11 protein-coding genes and 1 pseudogene are annotated in these 15,479 nt (G+C 68.8%); 5 read left to right on the top strand and 7 right to left on the bottom strand.

Going from position 1 to position 15,479, the window contains the following annotated elements:
- Window positions 1-4 precede the first annotated feature (4 nt).
- Entirely contained in the window at window positions 5-967 is a 963-nt protein-coding gene (locus JHY01_RS19140; protein WP_205327279.1) for a YafY family protein, read from the bottom strand.
- A gap of 110 nt (window positions 968-1,077) precedes the next feature.
- On the opposite strand from JHY01_RS19140, the gene JHY01_RS19135 reads away from it, so the two are divergent.
- A complete protein-coding gene (locus JHY01_RS19135) occupies window positions 1,078-1,473 on the top strand; it encodes a RidA family protein (protein ID WP_205327278.1) in 396 nt (131 codons plus the stop codon).
- A 46-nt stretch (window positions 1,474-1,519) separates the two neighbouring features.
- Here the strand turns inward: JHY01_RS19135 and JHY01_RS19130 are convergent, their stop codons facing one another.
- The 3 genes from JHY01_RS19130 to JHY01_RS19120 all read right to left on the bottom strand — a co-directional run bounded on the left by JHY01_RS19130 (window position 1,520) and on the right by JHY01_RS19120 (window position 4,875).
- The gene (locus tag JHY01_RS19130; protein WP_307814500.1) at window positions 1,520-2,335 is read right to left on the bottom strand and encodes an alpha/beta fold hydrolase; all 816 of its coding nucleotides are present in this window, start codon (window positions 2,333-2,335) and stop codon (window positions 1,520-1,522) included.
- Window positions 2,336-2,449: 114 nt separating this feature from the next.
- A complete protein-coding gene (locus JHY01_RS19125) occupies window positions 2,450-4,075 on the bottom strand; it encodes a glycoside hydrolase 43 family protein (protein WP_205327276.1) in 1,626 nt (541 codons plus the stop codon).
- 161 nt (window positions 4,076-4,236) lie between these two features.
- Window positions 4,237-4,875 carry an RICIN domain-containing protein gene (locus JHY01_RS19120; RefSeq protein ID WP_205327275.1) on the bottom strand — a complete coding sequence of 213 codons (639 nt, stop codon included), beginning with the start codon at window positions 4,873-4,875 and terminating at the stop codon, window positions 4,237-4,239.
- 197 nt (window positions 4,876-5,072) lie between these two features.
- Here JHY01_RS19120 and JHY01_RS19115 point away from each other — a divergent pair, with 197 nt between their 5' ends.
- Window positions 5,073-6,140, top strand: a complete 1,068-nt coding sequence (locus JHY01_RS19115; protein WP_205327274.1) for a LacI family DNA-binding transcriptional regulator — start codon at window positions 5,073-5,075, stop codon at window positions 6,138-6,140.
- Here JHY01_RS19115 and JHY01_RS19110 read toward each other — a convergent pair whose 3' ends face one another.
- Window positions 6,141-7,943: an RICIN domain-containing protein gene (locus tag JHY01_RS19110; RefSeq protein WP_205327273.1), complete on the bottom strand. Its 1,803-nt coding sequence runs from the start codon at window positions 7,941-7,943 to the stop codon at window positions 6,141-6,143.
- A 215-nt stretch (window positions 7,944-8,158) separates the two neighbouring features.
- Here JHY01_RS19110 and JHY01_RS19105 point away from each other — a divergent pair, with 215 nt between their 5' ends.
- Window positions 8,159-8,851, top strand: coding sequence for a hypothetical protein (locus tag JHY01_RS19105; protein ID WP_205327272.1), 693 nt, complete (start codon window positions 8,159-8,161; stop codon window positions 8,849-8,851).
- Between the two features lie 52 nt (window positions 8,852-8,903).
- On the opposite strand, the pseudogene JHY01_RS28175 reads toward JHY01_RS19105, so the two are convergent.
- Both JHY01_RS28175 and JHY01_RS19095 read right to left on the bottom strand, forming a co-directional pair.
- A pseudogene (locus JHY01_RS28175) lies at window positions 8,904-9,059 on the bottom strand (endo-1,4-beta-xylanase); the annotation flags it as partial.
- 219 nt (window positions 9,060-9,278) lie between these two features.
- The gene (locus tag JHY01_RS19095; protein WP_205327270.1) at window positions 9,279-10,967 is read right to left on the bottom strand and encodes a cellulase family glycosylhydrolase; all 1,689 of its coding nucleotides are present in this window, start codon (window positions 10,965-10,967) and stop codon (window positions 9,279-9,281) included.
- Window positions 10,968-11,406: 439 nt separating this feature from the next.
- Here JHY01_RS19095 and JHY01_RS27855 point away from each other — a divergent pair, with 439 nt between their 5' ends.
- Window positions 11,407-13,473, top strand: coding sequence for a glycoside hydrolase family 36 protein (locus JHY01_RS27855; protein ID WP_205327269.1), 2,067 nt, complete (start codon window positions 11,407-11,409; stop codon window positions 13,471-13,473).
- A gap of 236 nt (window positions 13,474-13,709) precedes the next feature.
- Window positions 13,710-15,401 carry an extracellular solute-binding protein gene (locus JHY01_RS19085; protein WP_205327268.1) on the top strand — a complete coding sequence of 564 codons (1,692 nt, stop codon included), beginning with the start codon at window positions 13,710-13,712 and terminating at the stop codon, window positions 15,399-15,401.
- The last annotated feature ends 78 nt before the right edge of the window (window positions 15,402-15,479 follow it).

The raw sequence follows: 15,479 nt of genomic DNA, 5'->3' as shown, positions 1-15,479 counted from the left end.
CCGATCACCGGTACCGGGCCGCGAGAGCCGCCGCACGGGTGTGCAGTGCGGCGCGCAAAGACTGCGGGGCAAGGGCCTCCGCGTCCGCGCCGAGCTGCCACAGCGCCCATTCGGCGTGCTCCGCGTCCTGATAGGTGACCTCCAGCCGTAGTCGACCGTCCGGCTCCGGCGTCTCCGCGCGGACGGCCACCGCGGCATTCAAGAGATCGTCCCGGCGCTCTGAGGACACGCGGACCTGCACGATGAGATGGCCCTCGGACAGGAAACCCGCGCACCGCTCCTGCCAGATCCGGTCCAGATCGACCCGGTCGGGCCGCTCGGCCGGTTCAGGAAGCACCGCTGCCGCGAGGCAACGCGAGAGCCGGTAGGTGCGGTCCTCGCCTGAGCGCGTGGCCAGCAGGTAGGCGCGGTCCCGTACGGTGACCAGGCCGAGCGGGTCCACAATGCGCCATTCAGGCGCCTCACCGGCGGCCGCGTAATGGAGGCGGAGCCGCCGCCCGGCGAGCACCGCCCGCCTGACCTCGTGCATCACGGCCTCGGGCACCGCCTCCGTGGACGGCCGCCGCGAGAGCAGATCCGTCTCCGGCTCAACGAGGAACCGGCTCGCCGCATCGCCCACGCTCGCCTGGTGACTCTCGGGCAAGGCGTCCACCACCTTCCGCAGCGCCGAGGCCAGCGCCGGGCCGAGGCCGAACGCCCGCTCGCCGCGCCCCGACCCGGCCGTCAGGAGCGCAAGGACCTCTTCGTGGTTGAGCCCGGTGAGCTCGGTCCGGAAGCCGGGCAGGAGCGCGAAACCGCCGTGGCGGCCGCGTTCGGCGTAGACGGGGACGCCCGCGGAAGCGAGCGCTTCGATGTCGCGCAGCACGGTGCGGGTGGAGACCTCCAACTCGCGGGCGAGGGTTTCAGCGGTCATCCGGCCGCGCTGGCGCAGGAGGAGGACGAGGGAGACCAGTCGGTCGGCGCGCATGGGGAGACTCTACGGGAATATCTGACACAGGATGTCGTGATTCGCTGCGAAGCTCGTTCCGGTGGCGGCAAGGGGCCGCCCGATGCGCATGGAATGGAGCCGTTGTGGCGATGGAACGAACCGCGGTCAACCCGGTGGACTGGTCGCTCGAGCTGGGGTTCAACCAGGGCGAGCTCGTGTCCGGGCACACCCGGACCCTGTACTGCTCGGGGCAGACCGCGATGGACGCGGACGGCAAGCCGCGGCACGAGTGCGACATGGCGGGGCAGCTCGCGTTGAGCCTCGACAATCTGGAGGCGGTGCTCGCGGCGGCGGGGATGTCGCTGGCGAACCTGGTGCGGCTCAACGTGTACACGACGGATGTGGACCTGCTGTTCCCGCATTACGGGGTGCTGGCGGCGCGGCTCGGTGCCGCGCGGGTGTCGCCCGCGACGACGATGCTCGGGGTGGCGCGGTTGGCGGTCTCGGGCCAGATGGTCGAGCTCGAGGGCACTGCCGTCGCGTGACGGCCGCCGTTCCTCGTGCCGGGCGCACCCGGCACGAGGAACGGGTTCACGCGTGGCGGAGGAGGAAGGACTCGGTCAGGTCGAGCAGGTGTTCGCGGGCCGGGACGGTCTCGAAGCCGTGGCCGACACCGTCGAGGCGGTGGTATTCGAGCCGGTCGGCGTAGAGGTCCTGGTAGCCGTCGAAGACGTGGTCGCCGAAGACGTGGTCCTCCGTGCCGGCGGCGAGGAGCACGGGACCGGTGTGGCCCTTGGCGTCGGCGAAGGCGTCGATGGTCTCGGCGTCATCGGCGTAGCGCTTGAAGATCGGCGTGCCGCCGAAGTCGTCGTAGCCGTGCTCGGCGATGATCGCCTGGCGGCGCCGGTTGACCTCGGCGTCGACCGCGACGGCGGCGGGGGCCCAGAGGGCGAGGGAGCGGACCGGGCGCTTCGCGGCGGCGAGCGAGGCGGTGAGGCCGCCGAGGCTCATGCCCAGCAGGGAGAGCCGCTCGGGGTCGACGCCCGGGTGTCGGCCGACCGCGTCGAGCGCGGCCAGCGCCTGGGCGACCTGGTCGGAGACGGTGATGTCGGCGTAGTCGCCGTCGGATTCGCCGCCGCCGGCGAAGTCGAAGCGGTAGGCGGCGATGCCGCGTTCGGCCAGTCGCTTGCCGAGGCGCACGAACATGTGCCCGAATTCGGTGCGGGTGCCGGAGAAGCCGTGGCACAGCACGACCGCGGGGGCCGGGCCCGACTGCGGGAGGTGCAGGGTGCCGCGGAGGGTGCGGCCTTCGTGGTGAACGTTCAGGGGTTCCATGCATCGCAACGTAACAGGCTGCGATGGGATCGCTTCCTCGGTCGACGGCCCTCCCGAAATGTGAGCGCTCACGGTGACGTGGGCACGGCGAACCCCGCCCGGTGCCGCGTGCGGCTTCGAGCATGTGCGACCGGGCGGGGTTCGCCGCCGATGCCGGGTGCGACGGCGGCTGCGGCGCCGCGCGTATCAGGGCGTCGCGACCTCGAAGCGTTTGACGGTGACGGCGCCGCCGAGGGCCTGGGTGGCGTGGTTGAAGACGGCGAAGCGGTAGCCCATGAAGAAGGTCCAGCTGCTGCCCAGCGTGAAGTTCGAACCGAGGGGAACGAAGTCGGCGCCGTCGGTGCTGTACGAGAACTGGGCTTGTCGGCCCGAGCCGGGCCGGATGTCGGCTTTGACGCGCAGCCAGATCCGGGTGTCGCAGAGGTCGGCGGTGGCGCGTTCGGTGCCGGTGCCGGTGGTGTTCCAGTTCGAGTCCATGGTCAGGCCGTCCCACATGACCGCCCGGAGGACGCCGTTGTCGCGGCGGACGCCGATCCAGGCGGAGGCGTCGCGCAGCATCGCCAGGCCGGTACGGTCGCCGTCCCTCATGGACGCGAGGTCGAGTTCGACGGTGGCGGTGGAGCTCGGTCCCTGGATGCGGTGGGTGAGGGTGTTGCGGGCCGAGTAGAGGTCGTTGGTGACGGTCGCGGTCTGGAGGCGGAGGCCGTTGCCGGTGGTCCATTTCGTGTTGTCGGGGTTGTGGTTCCATTCCCACTTCGCCGCCAGGGTCGCGGCGGTGAAGGTGTCGGTGCCGGTGAGCGGCGGGACCGGGTGCGGGGTGAGGCTCGGGAACGGATAGGTGCTCCCCCAGGCGCCGTTCACCGTCTGGACCTGCGGCCAGCCGTCGGAGGTCCAGGTGATGGGCGCGAGGGCGGGCATCCGGCCGCCGGGGTAGGCGTCGACGAAGGCCATGTAGTACCAGGCGCCGCCGGGCGTGGAGACGAGACCGCCCTGGTGGGGGACGCCGCCGCCCGCGATGGGGCCGGGCATGTCGAGCAGGACCTGCCGGAGTGTGTAAGGGCCCCAAGGGGACGAGGCTTTGAGGATGTACTGTCCGTTGGCCGGGCGGGTGAGGAAGATGTAGTAGGAGCCGTTGATCTTGTAGAAGCGGGCGCCTTCGAGGGTGCCGATGTTCGAGGGCGTGGAGAAGACCTGCTGGTTGCGGACCTCGGTCCTGCCGTCGGCGGAGAGCTGGGCGACGGAGATCTGGGTGTTGCCGTAGGCGACGTACATCGTGTTGTCGGAGTCGACGAGCATCCCGGCGTCGTAGTAGGCGCGGCTCAGTTCGGCGTGGCGGGTCCAGGGTCCGGCCGGGTTGGTCGCGGTGTACATGTAGGAGCGGGCGAAGTCGATCTGCCCGAGCCAGTAGAAGCGGTTCTCGCTGGGGCGGTGGCTGAGGGTGGAGGCCCAGATGCCGCGCACGTAGCCGCGGCCGCCGCTCAGGTCGTACTTCGACCCGAAGTCGAGCGAGGGCACCGAATGCCCGATGAACTCCCAGTTCACCAGGTCCTTTGAGTGCAGGACGGGCGCTCCGGGAGAGTAGTGCATCGTGGAGGCGGTCATGTAGAAGTCGGCGCCGACGCGGATGACCTCGACGTCGGCGAAGTCCTGCCACACTACGGGGTTCGCGTAGCTGGTCTGCTGGGCCTCGGCCTGGCCGAGGGTGTAGGGCGCGTACACGGCGGCTGCGGCTCCGGCGGCGAGTCCAGCGCCCGCGATGAGCAGGCGGCGCCGGTTGGCTTGGTGTTCGAGGGCGTCGTCGATCCAGTTCACGGTGGTACTCCTCAGTCGAGGTCGGCTTCCCGGGCGATGCCGCCGCCGGAGGTGTCGGCGGCGAGGCCGGTGGTGCTGCGCTGCGCAGATTTCCGTCGCAGAAGGGCGGGGCGGTCGGTCGGTATCGCTCGTCGGCGCCGACCGCCCCATGGGGATCGGCTTCAGGCCTCGGCGATGTCGGCGAGGACGGTGTCGGCGCCGCAGGTGGAGCCGACGGGGTTCAGCGACCACTGCTGGTTGGTGGCGCCGGTCGGGGTGTACTGCACGATCGGGGATCCCGCGCTGGTCGACCAGTTGTAGACGTCGAGCGCTTTGCCGGAGTGGCGGCTGACGATCGAGTAGTAGCCCGCCGAGTCCCTGGTGACCCGCCACTGCTGGTTGGTGCCGCCGACATCGGTGTACTGGGCGATCGTGGCGCCGTCGGCGGTGCTGAAGTTCCAGACGTCGAGCACCAGACCGGAATTCCGCACCTGGATCTTGTAGTAGCCGTTGCCGACGTCGATGAACCGGAACTGCTGGTTCGTGCCGTTCCAGTCGGTGTACTGGGTGAGGATCGCGCCGGTCGCGGTCGAGGCGCCCTCGATGTCGAGGACGAGACCGGAGTGGCGCGACTGCACGGTGTACCAGTCGCTGGCGGTCGGCTGGGCTTCGGCGCGGTCGGCGCCGAGACCGATCAGCCCGGCCGTGGCGAGCACGACCGCGACCGCGAGGGCGGTCAGCATGCGGGACCACCGGGTGAGGACCGCGAGGTCGGGGGATTCGGAGGTGGCCATGAGGCGGCGCGCGGATTTCAGCGTCATTGGATTTCCTGTTCGAGTACTGAGGGCCGCCGCTGCGCGGCGGGCACTCGCTTGCCGGGGCTCGATCCGAGGGACGAAACTTTCGATCGATGAATCGAAACTTCCGAATACAAGTTATCGATAACCCTCAATGTCTGTCAAGAGTGGAACGGGGAACGACTCGGAGTATTCGGCCCCATCGCAGCTAGAATCCTCGAATGACCTCCTCCCCCGACACTCCCGCCGACCCGGCGCCGCACGACGAGCCGTTCACGATCGCGCAGCTCGCCGCGCGCGCCGGTGTCTCCGTGGCCACCGTCTCCAAGGTCGTGAACGGGCGCCTCGACGTCGCGCCCGAGACCCGGGAACTCGTCGAGACCCTCATCCGCCAGTACGGATACCGCCGCCAGAAGCGCGCCTCGCGCCCCGCCCCGCTCATCGAGCTGGTCTTCCACGAGGTCCGCGGGCTCTACCCGGTCGAGGTCATCAACGGCGTCAGCGCCGTCGCGCGAGCGAACGGCCTCGGCGTCGTGGTCTCCGAACTCGGCGGCAGCCATGTGCCCGGCCGCGGCTGGGTCGAGGACGTCCTGGCCCGGCGACCGGTCGGTGTCATCCCCGTCTTCTGCGGCGTCACCGAAGACCAGCGGGAGCGCTTGCGCGCCAGGGACATCCCGATCGTCGCCGTCGACCCCACCGGCGAGCCCGGGCACGACGACCCGTCGGTGGGCACCAGCAACTGGAACGGCGGCCTGGAGGCCACCCGGCACCTCCTCGAACTCGGGCACCGCCGCATCGCCGTCATCACCGGCCCCGAACGGGTCCTCGCCGGACGTGCCCGGCTCGACGGCTTCCGCGCCGCGATGGACCTCGCCGGCGTACCCGTCGACCCGGCCCTGGTGTGCGTGGGCGACTTCCAGATCGAGGACGGCCGCGACCACGCCAAGACCCTGCTGCGACTCCCCGACCCGCCCACGGCGATCTTCGCGTGCAACGACGGATCGGCGCTCGGCGTCTACCACGCCGCCGCCGAACTCGGCGTCCGCGTGCCCGAGGCGCTCAGCGTGGTCGGCTTCGACGACCTGCCGAAGGCGAAGTGGATGATCCCGCCGCTCACCTCGGTCCGCCAGCCGCTGCACGACATGGCCGCCACCGCCGCCGCAACGCTCCTCGACATGGCGGCGGGCCGCCCGCCGGCCAAGCGCCGCGTCGAGATCGCCACCGAGCTCGTCCTGCGCGACAGCACCGCTCCGCCCGCCCGCGGCATCGCGGGCGGGCGGAGCGCCTGATCAGCCGAGGGTCCACTGCTGGTTGGATCGGCCGTGGCAGGTCCACAGCACCGCTTGCGTCCCGTTGGCCGTGGCCGCGCCGTTCACGTCGAGGCACAGGCCCGACAGCGAGTTCCTGACCGTGCCGTCGGCTTGGAGCGACCAGCGCTGGTTCGCGCCGCCGTGGCAGGACCAGATGATCACCGGCGTGCCCGCGGTGGTCTGGTTCTCATACGCGTCCAGGCACCGCCGCGACGTTCCGCTGTAGACGGAGAGTTCACCGGAGTCGCTGAGCGTCCACTGCTGGTTCGTGCCGCTGTGGCAGTCCCAGATCTGGACCTGGGTCCCGGCGGTGGTCGTCGAGTTCGGCACGTCGAGGCACCGGCCCGAGTCCGCCGAGCGGAGCTGCCCGGTGTCGCCGCCACCGCCGCCGGTCGCGGGGGTGAGGTAGACCGAGTACGCGTCGCGGGCGTCCTGGATCGTGAGCGGCACGGTGACGGAGCCGCTCGCGGTGCTGACGTCCTGGCTGTACACGACCTGCGGCGCGCTCAGCGGGGCCGCCTCGGGGATGCGGTTGACGGTGACGTGGACGTTCCCGCCCTCGGTGAGCCACGGCACGGAGGCCAAACCGTTGAAGGTGACCGAAGTGGATCCCGTGGCGCCGTTGATGTTCCCCAGGACGGCCACCGCCCGGCGGGCGGCCTCGTCCTTCGAAGCGGAGACGGCGGTGCCGTTCACCTGGCCGGAGGTCTGGACGAGGGTGCCGGTCATGTCCGCATAGGACTTCATCACCCACCAGTTGCCGGTGGGCGACCAGGTGCCCCCGGTCTGCGTCAGCAGCCCGGTCAGGTTCGGGGTGAGGCAGCAGAACCAGTTGCCGCGGATCGCGTTGTCGTAGTCGGACTGGGCGAATCGGGCCAGGTACCAGGCGGTGACGTTGGCGGTCTGCATGTTCTGCGGCTGGTATTCGTTGGCGGACATCGGAAGCGCCGGGATGCCGTTGGCGGACAGCGCGGCGAGGGTGGACTGCCCCACGGTCACCGGGTCGTCGATGTTGCCGAGGGTGTGATTGGCGATCATGTCCGGCAGGGTCCCGGCGGCCTTGACGTGGGAGAGGAAGGTCTGCCACTGCTCAGGGCGGCGGTCGGGCGTGTACGCGAAGGACGGTCCGACGATCTCGGCGTCGGGGTCGACGCGCTGGATGGTGCGCACCGCGGTGTCCCACATCTGGAAGTACTGCGGGCTGTTGACCCCGCGCGTCCAGAAGATGTCGATGTCGGGCTCGTTCCAGATGTCGTAGCTGATCGGCAGGCCGGTGTCGCGGAGCTGTCCGACGACGGTCTCGAGGAAGGTCACCCAGTTCGAGCAGTCGCCGTTGTCGCAGGGGTACATGGTGTTCGCGCCCTGGCCGCCGTAAGCGCCGTACATGTCGCTGAGAATCGCCTGGTACTGGGCGTTGTACGGGGCGGCGGTGAAGCGCCGCGCCTGGGACGTGATCGAGGAGAGCACGGCCTGGGTGGCCTGGCCGTCGTGGTAGCCGTCCTCGATCCAACCGCGCGAGACGTGGCCGCCGCCGCGGAAGGCGTTCATGCGAAGGGGATCGAGCAGCGAGGCGGGCGGCTGCGACCCGTCCGCGTTGACGCCGTAAAGGAAGCCGAGCCCCACGCCGGTGGAGGGTCCGGCGTTCGAGGCGAGGTTCACGGTGAGCCCCGTCTGCGCCTGGGCCGCTTGCGGGGCGAGAAGCTGGGCGGAAAGGACCATCAGGAAGGCGAGGAGGAGCGCGGCGGCGCCGCGACCTCGGGATGTGAGCGCTCTCAGTCTCATGCGAACTCCAGATTCGGGTTTTCACGGATGGAGGGAGCGGCCGGAGCCGGGACGCGCCGCGACGGCAGGCGGCGGCGCGTGGGCGCGGCGGGGACCGGACCGCACCCGTTGCGAAATTTTCGACACTGAGGACGATCGTTTCGCTCCACTCACCATAGACAGTTGTCGATATCAGGTCAAGCCGCGGCGTCGGACCCACCGGATACGCTCCGGCCATGCCGAACTCCTCATACCTCTGCACCGCCGACCGGGACTCCCTCTACCCCTCGACCACGGTGGAGGGCTTCGCCCCCGCGACCGACGTCGTCGCCTGCGACGCCAGCTGTGTGCCGCTGCTCTGGCTCGCCCTATTCCGCCCGGCCGACCTCAGCACCCAGACGATTCTCATCGAGGCCGACCCGGACGCCGTCTACGCCGAGTTCGACGAGGAGACGGGCGACTTCGTCGAAGTGCCGGGCGACGAAGAGGACGAGATCGTGGAGGCCGTCGCACCGCTGGTCGCCAAGGACCGGGCGCTCGCCCAGCTCGACGCCGCCCTGCCGATGCTCAACCGGCTCTTCGCCTCGGAAGGGCCCCTTGACGACCACGCCGCGATGCTGCGGCGAGCCGTCGAGGACGCGCCGGGCGGGTTCGTCACGATCGAACTCGACGAGATCGAAGGACTCTGGGAGGAGCACGCCTTCCAGCCCGCGCTCCGCAGCGCACTGGCCTCCATGGAGGCCGTTGTCGACCCGGAATCGGAGCGCGCCAACCTCATCGAGATCGCCCAGCTGCGGGCCCGGCGGCCCTTCCCACCGGCGCACCTGCTCCTCGGCGAGCACGCGGCCGCGGACGACGACTACTGGAACCTGACCCGCCTCCTCGGCACGTCCTTCAGCGCCGCCGTGCCGTGGGAGCCGAAGGTTTGAACGCCACAGGGGACGCAGCCCGGGATAAACTGCGCCCCTGGGTCTTGCGTGGTCAGGCGGCGTTGAGTGCGTCGAGGACGGCCTGGTAGGCCTCCTTCTTCTGGTAGTTCCCGTCGAAGAGCAGCGGGGTCTCCTCGCCGCGCCACGAGTACTTGTCGGTGATGCCCCAGACGGTGATGCCGATGCAGCGGTCGACGTTCAGGCACGCTCGTCCGGAAGACCTCCGCCTGCGTTGCCGGCGAACAGCATCGCCCCCGTCGCGGCCAGACCGGCGGCAGCGGTCGCGGGCGGCGTTGTCGCCGTGCAGGCTCCGGCGCATCCAGTCCAGATAGGTCGCCACTGTGGCGTCGGGGTTCGCGTCGCCCCAGATGTACTCGTCGTGGCCCAGGGGCGGCGCGAGAGCGCCGCCCCTGTCCGTTCACTGCGGTTACGCGACGGTGCCGGTGACGACGTCACCGTTCTTGGTCACGGTGTACTCGAGGACCGCGCCGCTCCAGAAGTGGAACCTCAGGGTCACGGGGGCGCCCTCGTCGAACTCGTCCAGCAGCGCCTTGGTCAGCTGGATCGTGTTGTTCTTGTAGTTCGGCCGGAAGGCCTCCCAGAACGCCTTGTAGGTGGTCCAGTCATGGGGCCCGGCGGCGGTGCCGTCGGCGTAGACGGCCTCCATCGTGGCCAGCTGGTCGCCGTTGAACCGGGTGGGGATCAGCACCGACTCGGCGGTGCCGGTCGCGTCCTCCTGCACCGGGTTCTCGTAGCTGATCACGTTGAGCTTCCACGGCATGCCCGCGGAGAAGCGGACCTGCAGCTGCGCCTTGGTCCCGACCGCCCGGTCGCCGAGGATGTATTTGAGGACCTTCGCCTTGACGGTCAGCGTGTCGCCCTCCAGCGTGAAGTCCTTGCCCTCCTTCAGCTCGATGTTGCCGAAGTACAGGCCGGTGAAGTCGAGACCGTTGCGGTTCAGGGTCACGGACTTGTCGGTGACCTTGTCGGTGGAATCGACGAACACGAGGTCCGACGAGGCCGTGCCCGAGCGGGTGGTCCAGCTGCTCGAGATGTAGTCGAACTGCTCCTGGTCGCGCCATTCGCGCTTGAAACGGTCGTAGTGCGTGCCGTTGTCCCACCACATGGTGGTGATGCCGCTGGTGCGGGCGAGGTAGCCGAAGTGCTCGAAGAACTTCAGGTACTCGCCGCGCTCCACGCTGCGGCCGTATCCGTCGAGGAGGCCGTACTCGCCGATGATGACCGGGATGCCTCGGGAGACGAAGGTGTCCACCTGGGTCTGGAAGTTCTCCTCCAGGTAGCCCTGGTACTCCTCGGTGTACTTGGTGCCTCCGGCGATGTTGACGCTGAAGGGCCAGTAGCCGTAATTGTGCGTGGTCGCGGCCAGCATCGGGTCGTCCAGCGCCTCGATCTCGGCGGCGAGGGCGTCCAGGTGGACCTGGTCGGCGGAGGTGTAGATCGTCTCCAGGACGAGGAGGCGGTCGTCGTTGCCGCCACCCGAGCCGCGCACGATCTCGTGGAACGAGCGGTTCAGCTCGGCCATGAGGACGTGGCTCTGTTCAGTGGTGGCGGTGTCGCCCCAGCCGACCTCGTTCATGGCCTCGAACACGAGCTGCTGCGGGTAGTCCTCGAAGGTCTCCGAGATCTGCACCCAGGTGGCGTCGAACTGGGCCATGACCGCGTCGTGCTGCTCGGGGTCGGAGAGCTTGTGGAGGTACTGCCACGAGTCGTGGTGCGTATTGATCATGACGTAGAAGCCCTCGGCGAGCGCCAGGTCGACGACCTCTTGGACGCGGGCCATGACCTTAGGGTCGATCTCGTAGTCGGGTGCCGGGCCGGTGTGGGTGTTCCAGCTGACGGGCATGCGGATCGAATTGAAGCCTTCGGCCCGAAGCGACTCGAAGAAGCGCTCGTCGGGCCGGGGGTTGCCCCAGGTGGTCTCGTCGGCGTCTTCGTCGCCGCAGCACATGGAGTCGAAGGAGTTGCCGAGGTTCCAGCCGGGCTGCATGGCCGCGACGATCTCCTCGGCGGTCTGCGGCTCGGCGTCTTGGGCCTGGGAGGTGGCCGGGAGGGCCAGCGGGGAGAGGGCGAGCGGGGCCGCCAAGAGCAATCTCATGGTCTTGCGTATCAAAGGAAGTTCCCCTTTCAGCGCACCTGGGACGGTCCGCGGTCGCGCCGCGGGTAGGTGCGGGGTGGGTAGATGCCGGCTCGCCTCCGTGTCGTCGCCGGAGAGCGAGATATGGAAAGACTGCTATATCTCAGTGGAGGTTGTCAAATGTTTGGGCAACCGTTACAACTTAATTTATTCATCTGTGACCTTTGGTCGACTGCCCGAGAACCGTTGATACATCGGATCTCTCATGGCAATCGCGTGCCAAAGTATGTCCGATATTTCCGCTTTATCCGTACATTTTGCATTGAGACCTTTGCGGTGCGGCACCTCGCCGGACAGATTCATCTGCCTTTTCCGTGCTCACCCCTTGTGATCATCCGGTCATGCGGCTAGCTTGATTCGTTGACGCATCAATCAACATTTATCCAGAGTGGAGCAACAAGTGGGATCGACCGCCCCGCTGCATCGCGACGAGGATCCGGCCTTCGAGTGGTCCCTCCCCGGGCTCCACCTGAAGTTCGACCACCGCGATGACCGGCCCGTGCGGCTCGTACGCCTGGCGACCGGACCAGAGGCGCCGTCAGCGGCCGCACCCTGGGCGATCGTCGACGTCATCACCGCCGGCGGCGAGCATCGCGCCCGCAACCACCAGACCCTCATGAACTCCGGGACCGGGCAGCGGCTCCGCTACGCCGGTCACGAATCGGACGACACCGAGCTGCGGATCCGCCAGAGCGCACCGGAGTCCGGCCTCGAGGTCATCAGCGTCTTCCGCGTCGCGGGACCGGGCCTCCAGATCCGGCACACCGTGCGCAACGCGTCGGGGCGGGACCTGGTGCTGCTCTCGGTGAGCTCCGCGCTCGTGGCCGTGCCCGCCGACGGCGCGCAGGATCTTCTCTGGGGCGAGAGCGAATGGCTGGCCGAGGGACGCTGGCGGCAGCGCCCGCTGGCCGAGCTGCTGCCCGATATCGATCCGGCGATGCACGGGGGCCAGTACTCGCGCGGGCTCTTCTCGCTGACGAGCCACGGAAGCTGGTCGACCGGTTCGTTCCTTCCGACGGGCATGCTCGCGGCCGAGGGCGGGCCCTCCATCGCGTGGCAGGTCGAGACGAGTGCGGGCTGGCACTGGGAGGTGGCGCAGACCGGGAGCACGGTGACGGTGGGCGTGCACGGCGCGACCGACATGTACCACCAGTTCGCCGCGCGGCTGGCTCCGGGCGAGGAGTTCACCTCGGTGACGGCCGGTCTCTGCGTCGCCGATGGCGGCAGGGATGCGGCCTTCTCGGCGCTCACCGGGTACCGGCGCGCGATCCGGGAGCTGCGGACGGTCGATGCGCGGCTTCCGGTGGTCTACAACGACTTCATGAACACGCTCATGGGCCGGCCGACGACGGAGCGGCTGCTGCCGCTCATCGAGTCGGCGGCCGAGACGGGAGCGGAGTACTTCTGCATCGACGCGGGTTGGTTCGCCGCGTTGGACGGCCACTGGTGGACCAGTGCGGGCGAGTGGCTCGAGGCTCCCGAGCGGTTCGCCGGGGGTCTCTTGTCGGTCATCGATGTCATCCGCGCCAACGGGATGCGGCCGGGACTGTGGTTGGAGCCGGAGGCCGTGGGGGTCGAGTCGGCGATGGCGCAGCGGTTGCCGGAGGAGGCGTTCTTCCGGCGGTTCGGTGAGCGAGTGGTCGAGGCGGGGAACTTCCAGCTCGATCTGCGGCATCCGGCGGCGCGCGCCCACCTGGACGGGACGGTGGATCGGCTGGTGGACGAGTTCGGGCTCGGGTTCTTCAAACTCGACTACAACAGGAACTCCGGTGTGGGCACCGATGTGGACGCGACCGCGCCGGGGGCGGGGCTCCTGGGGCATACGCGGGCCTTCCGCGACTGGTTGAGCGACGCGCAGGCGCGGCATCCGAACGTGCTGTTCGAGAACTGCGGTTCGGGCGCGATGCGCATGGACTACAACATCCTCGCCGTGGCGCACCTGCAGTCGACGAGCGACCAGCAGGACTGCCGGAAGTACGCGCCGATCGCGGCGGCGGCGCCGGCGAGCGTGCTTCCCGAGCAGGCGGGGAACTGGGCGTATCCGGCCGCGTCGATGGGTTTGGAGGAGACGGCGTTCGCGATGACGGCGGGCGTCATGGGTCGGCTGTACCTCTCGGGGTTCCTGAACGAGCTGAACGGGGAGCAGTCCGCGCTGGTGTGTGAGGCCGTTGCGCTCCACAAGGACTGGCGGCACCGGATCGCCGCTTCGACGCCGTCGTGGCCGCTCGGGCTTCCCGGTTGGGAGGACGAGGTGATCGCGCTGCGCCTGGACACGGGCGACGAGTCGCTGCTGGCGCTGTGGTCGCGGGGCAAGGCGGCCGAGATCGCGCTGCCGGAGCTGCGCGGGCGGACCGTGGAGCAGGTCTACCCGGTCGCGTCGTCGCAGTGGACGGTCCGCGCCGAAGACGGTTCGCCGGTGGTCGAGGTGCCCGCTGGCCCTGCCGCCCGGATCTTCACCGTGGTGTGACGATGCATCCGATGTCTCCTCCGTGGTGGTGCACGTGTGGAAGCGTTTCCCCAGTTCCTGTAATGTCACGAATCGGCATCAATCCAATATTGCTTGGGATTCATCTGATCTTTATGACCCCGGGGTCTTGCCTTGGGCCCCTCACCTCATTAACGTTTGTTTGAAGGCATATCCAAATTTAGAGATCCCTTTGCTGCCGGGCCATCCCTCGCGGCAGCACGACCGAAAGGCCAACGATGCCCGACTCCTCCTCCGCACCGATGCAGCGCCGCTCCCTCTTCAAGGTCGCCGGTCTCGGCGCCGTCGGCGCCGTCGGACTGCCCTTCGCAGCCGCCTGCTCAGACCTCAAGACCGGCGAGGGCTCGACCCAAGCCACCGAGGGCTTCGACTTCCTTCCCGAATACAAGGAATGGCCCCTCCCGGCCGAGCCCGACCTGGTCGGCGAGCCCCCGGCCAGTCCGTCCGCATTCACCTCGTACCCCGAACCGGTCGAGGGCATCACGGAGGTGCCCGCCGGCACCGGCACCTATGAGATCACCGTCCCGTTCTGGGGCGAGGCCCCGTCGAACGACGACACCTACTTCGCGGCGCTCCGCGACGCCTGGGGCGGCACGACCATGAACCTCCGCCAGGCCGACGGCAACACGTACGCCGACACCTCGGTCCAGTGGCTCAACGCCAACGAGTACGGCGACGGCATCCTGCTCTTCGGCTGGATGCTCGGCTCGCACACCAGTTTCCCCGAGACCGTCGTCAATTCCTTCTACGACTTGACGGACATCCTCAAGGGCGACATCTCGGAGCGCTGGCCGCTTCTGGCCGGGCTTCCCACCCAGTCGTGGGCGCAGTCGGTCTGGTCCGAGGATCCGGCGGACGCCAAGAGCGCGCGTCTCTACGGCATCCCCTCCACCATGAGCGGTGGAACGGGCAACGCCCTCTTCACGCGCATCGACCTGATGGAGGCCGCGGGCATCGCGATGCCGACCACGGTCGAAGAACTCCTGGAGGCCTGCCGGACCTGGTCCGACGACGCGAACGGCAAGTGGGCCTTCGCCGGCGTCGACTGGATCGTGCCGCAGCTGTTCGGTCTCATGGGCGACGACGGCTGGTCCTGGGACGAAGAGCAGGGCAAGCTCATCCATGACTGCGAGAAGCCCGAGTTCACCGAGATGATGGAATTCCGCCGCACCCTGTGGGACGAGAAGCTCATCCACCCCGACGCCCCGACCGGGACTCTGGACGGCCACGCGCTCCAGGTGGCCGGGACGACGCTGTTCTCCCAGGAGAACCCGGTCCGCTGGTACGAGTACGCCGCCCTGGTCAAGGACGGCAAGGCCGAAGGCGCGATCGCGCCGCTCCCGCCGCTCGGCGCGAAGGGGCGCAAGCCCACCCTCAAGGCCAGCACCACGGTCGACGGTTGGACCTTCCTGAACAAGGACCTCTCCAAAGAACAGGTCGAGGAGATCCTCGACGTCGCCAACTGGTGCTCCGCTCCCTTCGGCACCAGAGAGAACGAGCTCATGGAGTACGGGGTCGAGGGCGATCACTTCGAGTACGACGCCTCCGGGAACCCGGTCTACACCGAGCACGGCAGCAAGATCGTCCAGGCACCGGTCAACCTCAAGCAGTTCTCCGGCAAGGTCCAGAAGTTCCTCACCGGTGACCCCGAAGTCGTCCAGGCACACTTCGAATTCAACGAGATGGCCAAGGAGTACGTCGTGCCGAGCCTCTTCGAAGGGGTCCGCATCGAAGCCCCGGCCGCGGCCAAGTCCGCCGCCCAGGTCCTGAACGACCAGCAGAACGACATCGCCTACGGCCGCGCCGAGCTCTCCACCGTCCCGGACATCGTCGCGACGTTCATGGCGAACGGCGGCGAAGAGGCCCGCGGGTTCTACACCGAGGTCTACAAGAGCCTCAACGAGAAGTGACGGGTGCCGGGCCGCCCGCAACGCGGGCGGCCCCGCCGCGCCCCCCCCCACACCCCCGCCCAAAGACGGGAATTACCA

It is taken from the genome of Glycomyces sp. YM15 (assembly GCF_016918015.1).
Classification (GTDB): Bacteria; Actinomycetota; Actinomycetes; order Mycobacteriales; family Micromonosporaceae; genus Glycomyces.
Note: the sequence above shows the minus strand (reverse complement) of the source record. Positions and strands in the feature narration are given on the sequence as shown.

Coding starts and splice junctions, on each gene's coding strand:
- JHY01_RS19140 (WP_205327279.1), bottom strand. CDS start 967: ATGCGCGCCGACCGACTGGTCTCCCTCGTCCTCCTCCTGCGCCAGCGC.
- JHY01_RS19135 (WP_205327278.1), top strand. CDS start 1,078: ATGGAACGAACCGCGGTCAACCCGGTGGACTGGTCGCTCGAGCTGGGG.
- JHY01_RS19120 (WP_205327275.1), bottom strand. CDS start 4,875: ATGACGCTGAAATCCGCGCGCCGCCTCATGGCCACCTCCGAATCCCCC.
- JHY01_RS19115 (WP_205327274.1), top strand. CDS start 5,073: ATGACCTCCTCCCCCGACACTCCCGCCGACCCGGCGCCGCACGACGAG.
- JHY01_RS19110 (WP_205327273.1), bottom strand. CDS start 7,943: ATGAGACTGAGAGCGCTCACATCCCGAGGTCGCGGCGCCGCCGCGCTC.
- JHY01_RS19105 (WP_205327272.1), top strand. CDS start 8,159: ATGCCGAACTCCTCATACCTCTGCACCGCCGACCGGGACTCCCTCTAC.
- JHY01_RS19095 (WP_205327270.1), bottom strand. CDS start 10,967: ATGAGATTGCTCTTGGCGGCCCCGCTCGCCCTCTCCCCGCTGGCCCTC.
- JHY01_RS19085 (WP_205327268.1), top strand. CDS start 13,710: ATGCCCGACTCCTCCTCCGCACCGATGCAGCGCCGCTCCCTCTTCAAG.